The 13,300-nt window shown below is 59.6% G+C and carries 13 protein-coding genes; 8 read left to right on the forward strand and 5 right to left on the reverse strand.

Annotated features, from left to right (window positions below; translation table 11 throughout):
* Positions 1–90 precede the first annotated feature (90 nt).
* The 3 genes from BMZ66_RS10005 to BMZ66_RS10015 all read right to left on the reverse strand — a co-directional run bounded on the left by BMZ66_RS10005 (position 91) and on the right by BMZ66_RS10015 (position 2,807).
* Positions 91–1,272, reverse strand: coding sequence for a sensor histidine kinase (locus BMZ66_RS10005; RefSeq protein ID WP_092671916.1), 1,182 nt, complete (start codon positions 1,270–1,272; stop codon positions 91–93).
* The gene (locus BMZ66_RS10010; RefSeq protein ID WP_092671919.1) at positions 1,269–2,081 is read right to left on the reverse strand and encodes an alpha/beta fold hydrolase; all 813 of its coding nucleotides are present in this window, start codon (positions 2,079–2,081) and stop codon (positions 1,269–1,271) included. The genes BMZ66_RS10005 and BMZ66_RS10010 overlap by 4 nt, the downstream gene beginning before the upstream one ends.
* A gap of 309 nt (positions 2,082–2,390) precedes the next feature.
* On the reverse strand, positions 2,391–2,807 hold the full coding sequence (locus BMZ66_RS10015; RefSeq protein ID WP_143080136.1) for a hypothetical protein: 417 nt from the start codon (positions 2,805–2,807) through the stop codon (positions 2,391–2,393).
* 316 nt (positions 2,808–3,123) lie between these two features.
* Between BMZ66_RS10015 and hemW the strand changes: the two genes are divergently transcribed.
* From hemW to BMZ66_RS10040, 5 genes are all read left to right on the forward strand, one after another.
* Positions 3,124–4,263 carry a radical SAM family heme chaperone HemW gene (gene hemW, locus BMZ66_RS10020; RefSeq protein WP_092671925.1) on the forward strand — a complete coding sequence of 380 codons (1,140 nt, stop codon included), beginning with the start codon at positions 3,124–3,126 and terminating at the stop codon, positions 4,261–4,263.
* A gap of 220 nt (positions 4,264–4,483) precedes the next feature.
* Positions 4,484–4,918 carry a hypothetical protein gene (locus tag BMZ66_RS10025; protein ID WP_092671928.1) on the forward strand — a complete coding sequence of 145 codons (435 nt, stop codon included), beginning with the start codon at positions 4,484–4,486 and terminating at the stop codon, positions 4,916–4,918.
* A 39-nt stretch (positions 4,919–4,957) separates the two neighbouring features.
* Complete coding sequence (locus BMZ66_RS10030) at positions 4,958–5,632, forward strand: alpha/beta hydrolase (protein WP_092671931.1); 675 nt, start codon at positions 4,958–4,960, stop codon at positions 5,630–5,632.
* A 31-nt stretch (positions 5,633–5,663) separates the two neighbouring features.
* Entirely contained in the window at positions 5,664–6,443 is a 780-nt protein-coding gene (locus BMZ66_RS10035) for a cyclase family protein (RefSeq protein WP_092671934.1), read from the forward strand.
* 72 nt (positions 6,444–6,515) lie between these two features.
* Positions 6,516–7,181 (forward strand): hypothetical protein, encoded by a 666-nt coding sequence (locus tag BMZ66_RS10040; RefSeq protein ID WP_092671937.1) that lies wholly within the window; start codon positions 6,516–6,518, stop codon positions 7,179–7,181.
* Between the two features lie 74 nt (positions 7,182–7,255).
* Here the strand turns inward: BMZ66_RS10040 and rpmA are convergent, their stop codons facing one another.
* Together rpmA and rplU are read right to left on the reverse strand one after the other, a co-directional pair.
* On the reverse strand, positions 7,256–7,531 hold the full coding sequence (gene rpmA / locus BMZ66_RS10045) for a 50S ribosomal protein L27 (protein ID WP_070729322.1): 276 nt from the start codon (positions 7,529–7,531) through the stop codon (positions 7,256–7,258).
* Between the two features lie 80 nt (positions 7,532–7,611).
* Entirely contained in the window at positions 7,612–7,917 is a 306-nt protein-coding gene (gene rplU / locus BMZ66_RS10050) for a 50S ribosomal protein L21 (RefSeq protein WP_092673015.1), read from the reverse strand.
* 508 nt (positions 7,918–8,425) lie between these two features.
* Between rplU and BMZ66_RS10055 the strand changes: the two genes are divergently transcribed.
* The 3 genes from BMZ66_RS10055 to BMZ66_RS10065 all read left to right on the forward strand — a co-directional run bounded on the left by BMZ66_RS10055 (position 8,426) and on the right by BMZ66_RS10065 (position 13,005).
* Entirely contained in the window at positions 8,426–9,385 is a 960-nt protein-coding gene (locus BMZ66_RS10055) for a ribonucleoside-diphosphate reductase small subunit (RefSeq protein ID WP_092671941.1), read from the forward strand.
* Between the two features lie 429 nt (positions 9,386–9,814).
* Positions 9,815–10,324, forward strand: coding sequence for a YdeI/OmpD-associated family protein (locus tag BMZ66_RS10060; RefSeq protein WP_092671944.1), 510 nt, complete (start codon positions 9,815–9,817; stop codon positions 10,322–10,324).
* 299 nt (positions 10,325–10,623) lie between these two features.
* On the forward strand, positions 10,624–13,005 hold the full coding sequence (locus BMZ66_RS10065; RefSeq protein ID WP_092671947.1) for a ribonucleoside-diphosphate reductase subunit alpha: 2,382 nt from the start codon (positions 10,624–10,626) through the stop codon (positions 13,003–13,005).
* The last annotated feature ends 295 nt before the right edge of the window (positions 13,006–13,300 follow it).

Raw genomic sequence — 13,300 nt, forward strand, 5'->3', positions numbered from 1 at the left:
ACAACGCGAAAGCCGGCGTTTAATTTCCCGAAGATAACCCCCGCAGCAGCGAGGCCCTGAGCCGCTGGCCACGACGCGCCCTTATCGGCATCAGGAACCCAGCCCGGGCATCAGCAGGCGAAACGTGGTGCCCTGGCCCACCTTGCTGACCACGTCTATCCGCCCGCCTACTTGGTGCACCAGGCGGTTGACGAGGTACAGGCCCACGCCGGAGCCCGTCACGTCGGGGTGAAAGCGGCGAAACAGCTGAAACAGTGCCCCGCCGTGGCGCTCTAGGTCGATGCCCCGGCCATTGTCCTGCACGCTGAGCACGGGCACTCCCTCCACCCAGGCCGTGCGCACCGCCACGCGCGGCCGGCGGCCGGGTTCAGCGTACTTGAGCGCGTTGCTGAGCAGGTTGTAGAGCACGCTGTGCAGGGCCGGCCGCGCCATGCGCAAGGTGGGCAGTTCCGCAAAGTCCAGGGTAAAAACTGGCTGGGGCTGTTCGCGCTGCTGCGGCAGGCTGCGGATAATTTCTTCGGTAAACGGCTGCAGCAGCACGGCCTCCACGGGGGCCTCCTCCAGCTGCCGCTGCCGCTGCACTACTTCCGTCAGGCCATCAATGGTGCTCAGCAGCTGCTGCAGCGCTTCGTGAAACATGCCCACCATGCTGGCCGCTGCGGGGTCGTGAAACGTGGCGCTACGCTCAAATTCCTGGAAAAGGCCCGTGAGGTTGTGCACTGGCTGCTTCAGGTCGTGCGAGGCGGTGTAAACGAAGCTGTCCAGGTCGGCGTTGATGCGGGTGAGCTGCTCGTTCTGGGCGCGCAGTTGCTCGCGCTGCTCCTCGGCCTGGGCCTTGGTGCGCAACAGCTCTTGCTCGTACTTGCGCCGGTCCGTGATATCGAAGAGGGTCACGCGTATCACCAGGGGGTTGCCCTCGGCATCGCGCAGCAGCACCGCGTTGAGGAGCACCGGCACTGTGCCGCCGTCTTTGCGCCGCAGAGAGTAGCTCACTTCCCGCACCTGGCTCTGCAGCAGCAGTAGGGGCACGCAGTGCATTTCGTAGTGCAGGCGGGCGCCTACTGTGAGTAGCTGTTGCAGGCACTGATTCGCTACTAACTCCTGGCGGGCATAGCCGAGCCAGTTCAGCAGCGTCTGGTTGAGTTTAACTAGGGTGCCATCAGGCAGGCACGAGCAGTAGCCGCAGGGGGCATTCTCATAGAGGTCGTCCAGGTTCTCCTCTGTCAGGCGCAGGTCCAGTGCGGGCAGCATCTTGTAGTTAACCCCTCTCATACTTGGGCTATACGCGCCGAATCGAGAAATAGGTTGATGGCGTTGATGGTGGCCTGCGGAGCACTTAGGTGCGGGCAGTGCCCGGACGTATCCAGAATGGTGAGTTGGCTGCCGGCTATATGCTGGTGCAGGTAGTGGCCCACCGTGAGGGGGGCCAGGGTATCCTGGGCACACTGCAGAATGAGCGTGGGCGTGCGCACCAGGGGCAGGTCGGCCCGGTTGTCGGCCAGGAAGGTGACGCGGGCAAAATGCCGGGCAATGGTCGGGTCGGTGTTGCAGAAGCTGTTGTTGAGCTCCTCGGTCAGGGCCGGCTCGTTGGGGTTGCCCATGATAACGGGCGTGATGGACGCCGACCAGCCCAGGTAGTTGTTGTCCATGGTTTCGAGCAGCTCCTCGATGTCGGACTGCTCAAATCCGCCCTTGTAGTTCACGTCGTTTATGAAGCGCGGCGAGGGCGCCACCAGCACCAACTTGGCAAACCGCGCCGGCTCCCGGATGGCGGCCAGCATGCCAATGGTAGCGCTCACGGAATGGCCCACCAGAATGGCATTGTGCAGGCCGAGGGCGTGCAGCACGGCCAGCACGTCGTCGGCGTGGGCCTGCAACGTGTCGTAGCGGCTGGGCTCGTAGGCAGTCAAATCCGACTGGCCGGCCCCCACCAAGTCGAGCAGCACTACGCGGTACCGTTCCTCAAACGCCGGCACCACGTACCGCCACATGTGCTGGTCGCAGCCAAACCCGTGCACGAAGACCAGCGCCTGCTCGCCCTTGCCAGACACGGTGACATTGTTGCGCTTTAAAACGTCCATAGGTGAAGCTCAGAAATTGGAAATTTGATTTGAGGAGCGGTAACAGCATCACAAATCAAGTGGTTTTAAAGGGCATTATAAGCTCCCGGTTGGGGCACCGGCTTGCCCACAAGCTTCCAAGCACATTGCACTCAGGCGCTATGCCAGGCCAATAGCAGGTCGTACACAGGTCTTGTGAAGACGCTTTGGGCCATAGCTCGCATTGCTAAACAGGGCCGAAGCCTACCGGGTGCAGCGCAGGCCAACGGGCTCTTTTTACAACAAAACGCAATGCTCCTCAGCGGCGAAGCCGCTCTGCACCCATGCTAATTACTGCGGCAGGCCCGCGAGGTAGGCCTCGGCTTCTTCCAGCTTACCGAAAGACTGCGACAGGTTGTTTTTGCGGGCAACTTCCTGCAACTCGTGTATCGCCAGGCGCGCAAACACGTTATCGGCCAAGACATAAGCAGTGACCACCGACACGGGGCGGGGAATTTTGCAGCTGTACCATTCGGCCACCAGAAACTCTTTTTCTACATTGGAAAGCGGCTCGATGAACTGCAAGTTGACCAGAATACGGGACCAGCCGCGGCTGAGCAACAGCTCGCCCAAATGCACCAGCAGAACGCGCAGCAGCGCCACATCCCACTTGGCCCGGTGGTATTGCACAAAAGCGTAGCCGTTGGGATGCTCTACTATTCTTCCGATGGCATTCTGAAAATAGATAGAAGTAATAGAATTAAGCATGGCCCACAAATAAGGTTTCAAAGTTAAGGTTCTATACCGGGAGTCCAGTATTGAGAAAGTTTGGGCCGGCAAACAGACAACGGCGCCGTATCGTTCATCTCGTGCCTTCATTCCTTTGGCTGCGCAGCTACCTTTGTAGTGCGAGGCTTCCACAGCTATAAGAAATCGGGCAGTGCCCAAAACCAGGGTTGCGCTCCGTGCTGCGCTTATAGCCTCGTAGCAACAAAGTCGTGGTTTTACTTCAATTTGCCACTGCCGGGAATTGTTATTTCCAGGCTGCTCGTTTGAGGGTATATACCCCTGCATTTGTGTTTTCATGGCTGGCCTCTACCTCCACATTCCGTTCTGTAAGCAAGCCTGTCACTACTGTGACTTCCACTTCAGTACCTCTTTGGGGCTGAAGAGCCGGCTGGTGGAGGCGGTGGTGCGCGAGATTGAGCTGCGCCGCGACTACCTGGGCCCTGATGTCACTCTGAAAACCATCTACTTCGGTGGCGGCACCCCGTCGTTGCTCACCGCCGGTGAGCTAGACCAGATTTTTACTGCCATCCACCGGCATTTCCCGGTAGCGCCGGAGGCCGAAATTACCCTCGAAGCCAACCCTGATGACCTGAGTGCCGCCAAGCTGCAAGAGCTGCGGGCCGCCTCGGTCAACCGCCTCAGCGTTGGTCTGCAAAGCTTCTACGAGCCCCACTTGCGCATGATGAACCGCGCCCACACCGCCGAAGAGTCGACCACGGCCGTGCGCCGGGCGCAGGATGCGGGCTTCGAGAACATCTCCATTGACCTGATTTATGGGGTGCCCGCCCCGGGCCACCATATCTGGGAGGCCGATATGGCCAACGCCTTTGCGCTGGGCGTGCCGCACGTGTCGGCCTACGCCCTCACCATTGAGCCCGGCACGGCCTTCGGCCACCGCCTGCAGAAGGGCACCTTCAAGGCCGCGCCCGATGAGTTTGTGGCCACTCAGTTTGAAATGCTGCTCGCCGCCATGCGCGCCCACGGCTACGAGCAATACGAAATCAGCAACTTCTGCCGGCCCGGCCGCGAGTCGCGCCACAACGGCAACTACTGGCGCGGCGTGCCTTACCTTGGCCTGGGCCCCAGCGCCCACAGTTACGACGGCCACAACCGCCAGTTCACCCTGGCCAACAACCCCCAATACGTAGCGGCCGTGCTCGAGCGCGGCGAAGTGCCCGTGACCCTGGACGCCCTCACCGCCACCGACCGCGCCAACGAGTACCTGCTCACCACCCTGCGCACTGCCCGCGGCTGCGACCTGGGTCACCTGCGCACCCACCTCGGCCTCGACCTGCTGGCCACCCGCGCCCCCTACCTCGCCGAGCTGCAAGCCAACGGCTGGGCCCGCCTCCACCACGAAGTGCTTACCTTGACCGATGCGGGCAAACTGCTGGCCGACCACATTACGCTTGAGCTGTTCGAGACCGCAGATTAAACGGATTTCAACGGATTGTGACGGATTATTGTGGTTCCGCTCGGGGGAGCACCGCCACCAGAACCAGAAATAGCCCGGCAAAAGCTAGTTAGCCAAATGCCGATTACAGCGGTTCTGCCCAAAATAGCCCTGCTTCCCTCCGTAGCCCTGATTCCTACCTTTGTCCGGAACCACAAAAAATCCGTCCTAATCCGTTGAAATCCGTTAAATCTGTGGTCCTATGAAACTACTGAGCGACAGCATTGCCGACGATGCCGACTTCTTCGTGGAGCAAATTCACCTCGTGGCCATTGTCTTCGACAACACCGACGACGTGACCGTGTGGGCGACCACGCACTTCGACAGCGACACGCATTTCTTTCACCTCGCCCTGCCGTTCAAATCCCTCGACACGCTGCTTAGCCTGGCCCACACCCGCGCCGAAGCCCTGCAGGAGGAAGTTGCCGAAGCCCTCGCCGCCGCCGACTGGCCCGCGCTACTCGAATTTAACTCCGATGAAAAGCCGCCCGTGCCACTGCCCAGCGTCGCCCTGAAACTGTCGGTGACCTACCCCGTGATGGAGGACGATGAAAGCGACGACGAGGAAGGCCCCGACGACCCCCAGCCGCACAACATCTTCTACCTGGAAGGCGTGTTTGTGCGGCTCGATACCTAGTCCGTAGCGCGCTCTCTTTTTTGACCCAACGCCTCGCTCATGGCTGCGTCTCCCGCCTTGTTCTACCTGATTCCCGGGCTGGGGGCCGATGAGCGGGTTTTCCAATTTCTGCGCCTGGAAGGCGAAGCGCACGTGCTGCGCTGGCTACCGCCCCAAAGCCTCAGCGAGCCGCTGCTGCACTACGCGGCCCGCCTTGCCACGGCCGTACCGGAGGACTTGGCCTGTTGGCTGGTTGGTGTGTCGTTCGGGGGCATACTGGCCCTGGAAGTGGCGCAGCTGCGCCCCCTGGCGCGGGTAGTGCTCATCTCCAGTTTTGTGGGACCCGGAGAGTTGCCGTGGGTAGCGGGCCTGGCGCGGGTCACGGGCGTGCATCGCCTGCTGCCGCCGCAGCTGTTGCCGCGCCTGCCGCGGGTGGCTCAATGGTTTTTTGGTGTGAAAAAGGGGAGCGAGTACCGGTTGCTGCAGCAGATACTGCGCGACACCGACCCTGCTTTCACGCGTTGGGCCATCGGGCAGCTCGTGCAGTGGCGGGGCCGGCCAATGGCATCGGTCACCCGCATCCACGGCACCGCCGACCGCCTGCTGCCTGCCGGGGCGGCGCACAGCCAATACCTGCTGCCCGGCGGCCATCTTATCATTGTGAGTCAGGCTGCGGAGATTAGCAGCATCCTCAACCAACTTGCCGCCGAAACCGCGCCCGGGCAAGTTGCATAAGGCGAGTGTTACGCCCCGCTAACAACCATTTATGCTTCCAACTTACCCCTACGCCGGCCGCACCTACACCTTCGACCCCGCCGCGCCCATCGACATTTCGCTGCCGCTGGCGCCCGGGGCCGACCAGGTGAGTTGCTTCTGGGCCGAGCCTGTGCAGTTCGACACCATCAGGGTGGGCAGCTTTGTGGGGAGCGTGGCGCAGGGCGGCAGCACCAACTACCAGCGCGTGCACGTGACGCCCCACGGCAACGGCACCCACACCGAATGCTACGGCCATATCTCGCCCGACCCGGCCGTGACGCTCAACCAGTGCCTGCGCCGCTTCCTGTTCGTGGCCCGGCTGGTGAGCGTGGCCCCTTGCCCGCAGCCCAACGGCGACCTGGTGGTGATGCTAACCGATGTGCAAGCTGCCTTGGCCACCCAGCCCGACCGCTCCCTGCCCGAAGCGTTGGTCTTGCGAACCTTGCCCAACGACTTACCCAAGCGCCGCCGTCAGTACTCCGGTACCAACCCCACCTACATAGAGCCTGCACTGGCTCACTTCTTAGTCGAGCAGGGCGTCGAGCATTTCCTGCTCGACCTGCCCAGTGTGGACCGCGAGGAAGACGCCGGCCAGCTGCTGGCCCACCATGCTTTTTGGCAGTACCCGGCCGCGCCCCGCTGCGGCGCTACCATCACCGAGCTGATTTTTGTACCCGAGGAAGCGGCCGATGGCTTGTACCTACTCAACATCCAAATCACGAGCCTTGAGTTGGATGCCAGCCCCAGCAAGCCCATCCTCTATCCTCTAGCCTTAGTGCCTTTGGACTGAGGCGAGGCCCTGGTGCAACCGAAATGGCAGACGCGTACTCTGACAAGTGAACCTTTAATCTGCCTTCACGATATGCGCATTGTTCGCTTCTTGTTGCCCGGCGCGCTGCTGTTAGCCACTACTGCCCTCAGCCATGGCCAAACTACCCCCGCCACACCCCCGACGCCGGAGCCCACTCAGCCTGAAGCTGCTGATGAAGCTGGCCAGTCAAAAATGCTCTTCAAAGTGGGGCTGAACGCCGGGCGGGCCTTTCAGTGGGGCGGCTTTGCTGGCTGGCGTTCCCAAGTGCCAGTGACGCTGGGAACTGAGTATGCTCTCAGCCCCAAGTTTACGTTGTATGGGCAGCTGGATACTGATTTTGGGGTATTATCCCGCCCCTCTTATTCTGGCGAGCGCAGCAACCTGGTTCCCTCGGGAGCGCTGGGGTTGGGCGGGCGCTACTATTATAATCAGAAGGGGCGCGCCCTGCAAAACCGGGCGCACGGCCGTTTCATCGGCAACTACCTGGGCCTGGAACTGCACACCGAAATGCGTCGACTGTACGGCCGTGACATTGCGGTTGCGCCCGCTCTCAATGCGGTTTGGGGAATGCAGCGGCGCTTAAGTCCCAATTTCCTCTTCGACTTTAATGCTGGAGTGGGCCTGGGACCCAACCGCAACTACACCACCTTGGCTTATCGGCCAGGGCCACTCACCCTTACCACGCAGTTTAACTTGGGCTTGTACTTCGGGCGGTAACCATTACCAAGCGCCCAACGCGAAAAGGGCTGCTCCGTGAGGAGCAGCCCTTTCTACGTCAGGGTAGGCGGCAATTAAGCCGGTACGCTTACTACTTCGCGGGGCAACACCGTTACGAACGAACGGTCTTTGCGGCCTTTTTTGAACTGAACCTCGCCGTCAACGAGAGCGAACAGCGTGTGGTCCTTGCCCATGCCTACGTTCTCGCCGGCGTGGTGCTTGGTGCCGCGCTGACGCACGATGATGTTGCCGGCTACGAGGGCCTGGCCCCCGAAGATTTTTACGCCGAGACGTTTAGAATGCGATTCGCGGCCGTTGTTGGACGAGCCGACACCTTTCTTGTGAGCCATGGTATTTAAGCTTAAGCTAACGGCAGGTGCCGCAGCGGCTGGTTTAAGATGGAATCAGTAGCGTGAGCAGAGTGCTCAAACTAGCCGATGCTGTTAATCATTACTTTGGTAAACGACTGGCGGTGGCCGTTCATCTTCTGGTAGCCCTTGCGGCGCTTCTTCTTGAAGACGAGAACTTTGTCACCCTTCACGTGAGCGAGGATGGTGCCGGTTACGGCTACGTCCAGGGTAGGCGCACCGATGGTGATGGTGCCGTTGTCATCGGTCAGCAGGGCGTTGCCCAGCGTTACGGTGTCACCGACGTTGCCGGCCAGTTTGTGAGCGTAAACGAATTTGTTGGCCTCAACCTTGGTCTGCTGGCCAGCTATGTTGACAATTGCGTACATCAGCTTTCGCGGGTTTTTCTGAAATGGGAAGGCAAAAGTACGACTTTGGTTTGGGATTTCCAAGCCTAAGTTGTTAATCGTCATTGGCTGTTCGCCGCATCACCCTCCAGAAGGGCCTCCATGTGAACGAAGGACAGATTAAGACGAGGTTAATAAAAGGCAGGAATACGTACGTAGGCCTGGGTATTTTGGGGACAAGCTGGCTTATCCACAGTGAAAATGTGGATAAGCGGAAGAAAAGCGCCTGATTTTGAGGGGTATTTGCTGGCATCCCCGTCTTCGGAGGGTGCTTAAAAATTGTGTGAACGCGCTCCAAAAAAAAGGAGCGTAACGAAAAATTAACGAATAAAAAACCCGAATTCAGTGCCCAACCCCTTTGCCGAGCGGGCTATATTTGATGCTGGAAGCCCGGCCGCTTTTCTAAGCCACTGGGCAAACATCTGCCCGGTATTGGCAGTTGACCTGCCACCTTCCTCGACGAAACCCGCCACTAAGAACCTCAATATTTATGGAGCCGCTCCTCGCCGAAAACCCCAACCGCTTCGTGCTATTTCCCATCCAGAACGATGAGGTGTGGCAGTACTACAAGAAGTCGCAGGCTTCCTTCTGGACGGCCGAAGAAATTGACCTCTCGCAGGACCAGAAAGACTGGAACGGCCTGAACGACAACGAGCGCCACTTCATCAAGCACGTGCTGGCTTTCTTCGCCGCCTCCGACGGCATCGTGAACGAAAACCTGGCTGTCAACTTCATGCAGGAAGTGCAGATGCCCGAGGCGCGCTGCTTCTACGGCTTCCAGATTATGATGGAAAACATTCACAGCGAGACCTATTCGCTGCTGATTGACACCTACATCAAGGACCCCAAGGAGAAGGACTACCTCTTTAACGCCCTCGAAACTGTGCCCGCCGTGCAGAAGAAAGGCGAGTGGGCCCTGAAGTGGATTAACTCCGACAACTTCGCCGAGCGCCTCATCGCCTTCGCCGCCGTGGAAGGCATCTTCTTCTCGGGCTCGTTCTGCAGCATCTTCTGGCTAAAGAAGCGCGGCCTGATGCCCGGCCTCACGTTCTCAAACGAGTTGATTTCGCGCGACGAGGGCCTGCACTGCGATTTTGCCTGCCTGCTCTACGGCTACCTGCAAAACAAGCTGAGCGAGGAGCGGGTGCAAAGCATCATCCGCGACGCGGTGACCATCGAGCAGGAGTTCGTGACCGATGCTCTGCCGGTGAGCCTCATCGGTATGAACGCCAAGAACATGGCCAACTACATTGAATTTGTGGCCGACCGCCTGCTGGTGGCCCTGGGCTGCGGCAAGATTTACAACACGGCCAACCCCTTCGACTTCATGGAAATGATTTCGGTGCAGGGCAAAACCAACTTCTTCGAGAAGCGCGTGGCCGAGTACCAGAAAGCCGGCGTGATGAGTGAGCGGACGGAGAACATGTTCTCGCTCGACGAGGATTTCTAAGGGATATAAAGCCGGTTGCAGCCGGGGAACCTCACCCCCGGCCCTACCGGGTACGACCCCTCTCCAAAAGTGAGGGGAGCCAAACGCCACCTGTCATTGCGAGTGCAGCGCAGCGGAACGCGGCAATCCTTCCTCCCGATACGACCAGCCCTAAGTTGTGACAAGCTTTAACCAAACGCCCCGGCACTGCGCAGTGCTGGGGCGTTTTTACGTTAGAAAAGTTGTCGCTCAGACCAGGACGGATTGCTTCGTCGTGCCTCCTCGCAATGACAGAGCGACGTCAGGCTCCCCTCTCTTTTGGAGAGGGGTCGTATCCGGCAGGGGTGAGGTTCCGCCAGCCGCGAAAAAGCAAGCTGCTCAGAACTGCAAAAGCACAATGTTGCAGCATGGATATCTTGGCAGTAAAATCTAACAGCCGCTTCGGAAACCATGTTGGAACTGTTTAATGCTGAAGTGACGCTGGAAAGATTCCCTGGCAAGGGCGGCTGGACGTATGCACCAGTAGGCCAGCTGCCATTCAAAGTGAAGACGCACTTTGGCAACCTGAAAGTATGCGGGCGGCTCGATGAGGTGGAGCTGGCTGAGGCCCACCTGATGCCGATGGGCCAGGGCCGGCGGTTCCTGCCCGTGAACGCCGAGTTGCGCAAGAAGCTGGGCAAGCAGGCTGGCGATGTAGTGCACCTGCGACTGTTTGCGGTGGAGGAGCCCGAGGAGTTGGCCGTTTCTATGGCTGACTTCGTGGAGTGCCTGGCTGAGGTGCCGAAGGCGCTGGCGGCGTTTCAGCGGTTGGCTGTGGAGGAGCAGCAGGCCTGGCTGGCCTGGGTGACGCAGGCGGAATTGGAGGACCAGAAGGTGGCGCGGATAGAGCAGGCTATTGCGCAGCTTAGTGGCGAGGTGCTGACGTTCACCCCACCCCCGGTAGGGCCGGGGGTGAGGTGACCGGGCGCAGTCCCTACCCCAAAATCAGGATACTTATTATAGCCTATGCCTCATTTGGAGCCCGGGCATTATAAAAAGCGGCCTAACAACGCCTGCGGGCCCAATGTGGAAAACTTCTATATTTTTTGCTTGGCCCCCGAAAACACAGGAGGTAATTTCCGGGATTGAATGAAACAGGGCCGTCGCTTTGCGGCAATACCCACGCTACTCTTTCACATCTGTTTTAGCTACTTGTAGCCGCGCACCCCCAGAGCCGGTTGCTTTTTATACGAAAAACCCCACACCAAAACACTACTGGTATGCTAGTAATTAAACGCGACGGCCGCCGCGAATCCGTGAAGTTTGACAAAGTCACGGCGCGTATTGAGAAGCTGTGCTACGGCCTGAACATGGACTTCGTGTCGCCGATTCAGGTGGCGATGAAGGTGATTGACGGCATTTACGATGGCGTGACGACCATCGAGCTGGACAACCTGGCGGCGGAAACCGCCGCGTCGCTCACCACTAAGCACCCGGACTACGCCATTCTGGCGGCACGCGTGGCAGTGAGCAACCTGCACAAGGTGACCAGCAAGTCGTTTTCGAGCACCATGAAGCGGCTGTATACCTACGAGGACCCCAAAAATGGGGAGAATGCCTCGCTGCTGGCTAAGGACGTGTGGGAAATCATCCACAAAAACGCGGCTACGCTGGACTCGGCCATCATCTATGACCGGGACTACAACTATGACTTCTTCGGCTTTAAGACGCTGGAGCGGAGCTACCTGCTGCGCCTGGAAGGCAAGGTGGTGGAGCGGCCCCAGCACATGCTGATGCGCGTGTCGGTGGGCATCCACAAGGACGACATTGACTCCGTCATCAAAACCTACAACCTGCTGAGTGAGCGGTGGTTTACCCACGCCACGCCCACGCTGTTCAACGCCGGCACGCCGAAGCCGCAGATGTCGAGCTGCTTCCTGCTCACGATGAAGGACGACTCGATTGACGGCATTTACGACACGCTGAAGAACTGCGCGCTGATTTCGCAGAGCGCCGGCGGCATCGGGCTTTCGGTGAGCAATGTGCGGGCTACGGGCTCCTACATCAAAGGCACCAACGGCAACTCCAACGGCCTGGTGCCCATGCTGAAGGTGTTCAACGACACGGCCCGCTACGTGGACCAGGGCGGCGGCAAGCGCAAAGGCGCGTTCGCGGTGTACCTAGAGCCCTGGCACGCCGACATCTTCGAATTCCTGGACCTGAAGAAGAACCACGGCAAGGAGGAGATGCGCGCCCGCGACCTGTTTTACGCCATGTGGACGCCCGACCTGTTCATGAAGCGCGTGGAGGAAAACGGCGACTGGACCCTGATGTGCCCCCACGAGTGCCCCGGCCTCGACACGAGCTGGGGCCCGGAGTTCGAGAAGCTGTACGCCAAGTACGAGCGGGAAGGCCGCGGCCGCAAAACCATCAAGGCGCAGGAGCTGTGGTTTGCCATTCTGGAAAGCCAGACCGAGACCGGCACGCCCTACATGCTGTTCAAGGACGCCGCCAACGGCAAGTCGAACCAGCAGAACCTGGGCACGATTAAGTCGAGCAACCTGTGCACCGAGATTATTGAATACACCGACAAGGACGAAATTGCGGTGTGCAACCTGGCCTCGCTGGCGCTGCCCCGCTACCTCGTGACCGACAAGGCGGGCAACATCACCTTCGACCACGACAAGCTGTACGAGGTGACCTACCAGGCCACGCTGAACCTGAACAAGGTGATTGACGTGAACTACTACCCGGTGCCCGAAACGCAGAAGTCGAACTTCCGCCACCGCCCCATCGGGCTGGGCGTGCAGGGGCTGGCCGACACGTTCATTGCCCTGCGCATGCCCTTCGAGAGCGACGAAGCCTCGGGCCTGAACAAGGACATCTTCGAAACCATCTACTTCGCGGCCATGACGGCCTCGAAGGACCTCGCCATCAAGGACGGGGCCTACGAGACCTTCCCCGGCTCGCCCCTGAGCCAGGGCAAGTTCCAGTTCGACCTCTGGGGCGTGACGCCCGACTCGGGCCGCTGGGACTGGGAAAGCCTGCGCGCCGAGGTGGTGAAGCACGGCGCCCGCAACTCGCTGCTGGTGGCGCCCATGCCCACCGCCAGCACCGCCCAGATTCTGGGCAACAACGAGTCGTTTGAGCCCTACACGAGCAACATTTACGTGCGGCGCGTGCTCAGCGGCGAGTTCATGGTGGTGAACAAGCACCTGCTGAAGGACCTGGTGGCCCTGGGCCTGTGGAACGACCAGATGAAGCAGGAAATCATCGCGGCCAACGGCTCGGTGCAGGGCATTGCCCGCATTCCGCAGCACATCAAGGACCTGTACAAGACGGTGTGGGAGATTTCGCAGCGCCGCATCATCGACCAGGCCGCCGACCGCGGCGCCTACATCTGCCAGAGCCAGAGCCTGAACCTGCACGTGCAAAACGTGAACTTCGGCAAGCTCACCAGCATGCACTTCCACTCCTGGAAGCGCGGCCTGAAAACCGGCATGTACTACCTGCGTACCAAAGCCGCCGCCGACGCCATCAAGTTCACGGTGGAAAAGCAAGCCGCCGAAACCCTGGAGCCCATGGCCCTGGTCGAGCAGAACCAAAGCGACATGAGCTGCTCGCTGGATAACCCGGAGGGCTGCGAGGCCTGCGGGTCGTAATGAGAAATCAGTTTAGACGTAATGCCGCCGGCTGCTATCAGATGATAGCAGCCGGAGCGGAAGTTTTCACGCTAACACTGCACTAATGTTCTCAACCTACGAAGTCGATTTCGGTAAGGTGAATCTAAATTGGTGTCACAGTCTCAGTATTGAGTTCGATGAAATTCAGGAGTTAGTGAAAGTGCCAAACCGCACTTCCCTGTTTCTGCATGAGGCGAATCAGTACGAAGTTGTAGGATACACGAAGAATCGGAAATTTCTTTCAGTTACTTTTACGTTAGACGGGCACAAACTC

This window comes from Hymenobacter arizonensis (genome assembly GCF_900115775.1).
GTDB lineage: Bacteria > Bacteroidota > Bacteroidia > Cytophagales > Hymenobacteraceae > Hymenobacter > Hymenobacter arizonensis.

Excerpts from the sequence above, each read along its gene's own strand:
- BMZ66_RS10055 (WP_092671941.1), top strand. The coding sequence starts at position 8,426 with ATGGAGCCGCTCCTCGCCGAAAACCCCAACCGCTTCGTGCTATTTCCC.
- BMZ66_RS10035 (WP_092671934.1), top strand. The coding sequence starts at position 5,664 with ATGCTTCCAACTTACCCCTACGCCGGCCGCACCTACACCTTCGACCCC.
- rplU (WP_092673015.1), bottom strand. The coding sequence starts at position 7,917 with ATGTACGCAATTGTCAACATAGCTGGCCAGCAGACCAAGGTTGAGGCC.
- BMZ66_RS10040 (WP_092671937.1), top strand. The coding sequence starts at position 6,516 with ATGCGCATTGTTCGCTTCTTGTTGCCCGGCGCGCTGCTGTTAGCCACT.
- BMZ66_RS10015 (WP_143080136.1), bottom strand. The coding sequence starts at position 2,807 with ATGCTTAATTCTATTACTTCTATCTATTTTCAGAATGCCATCGGAAGA.
- BMZ66_RS10005 (WP_092671916.1), bottom strand. The coding sequence starts at position 1,272 with ATGAGAGGGGTTAACTACAAGATGCTGCCCGCACTGGACCTGCGCCTG.
- BMZ66_RS10025 (WP_092671928.1), top strand. The coding sequence starts at position 4,484 with ATGAAACTACTGAGCGACAGCATTGCCGACGATGCCGACTTCTTCGTG.
- hemW (WP_092671925.1), top strand. The coding sequence starts at position 3,124 with ATGGCTGGCCTCTACCTCCACATTCCGTTCTGTAAGCAAGCCTGTCAC.
- BMZ66_RS10030 (WP_092671931.1), top strand. The coding sequence starts at position 4,958 with ATGGCTGCGTCTCCCGCCTTGTTCTACCTGATTCCCGGGCTGGGGGCC.
- BMZ66_RS10065 (WP_092671947.1), top strand. The coding sequence starts at position 10,624 with ATGCTAGTAATTAAACGCGACGGCCGCCGCGAATCCGTGAAGTTTGAC.
- BMZ66_RS10010 (WP_092671919.1), bottom strand. The coding sequence starts at position 2,081 with ATGGACGTTTTAAAGCGCAACAATGTCACCGTGTCTGGCAAGGGCGAG.
- BMZ66_RS10060 (WP_092671944.1), top strand. The coding sequence starts at position 9,815 with ATGTTGGAACTGTTTAATGCTGAAGTGACGCTGGAAAGATTCCCTGGC.
- rpmA (WP_070729322.1), bottom strand. The coding sequence starts at position 7,531 with ATGGCTCACAAGAAAGGTGTCGGCTCGTCCAACAACGGCCGCGAATCG.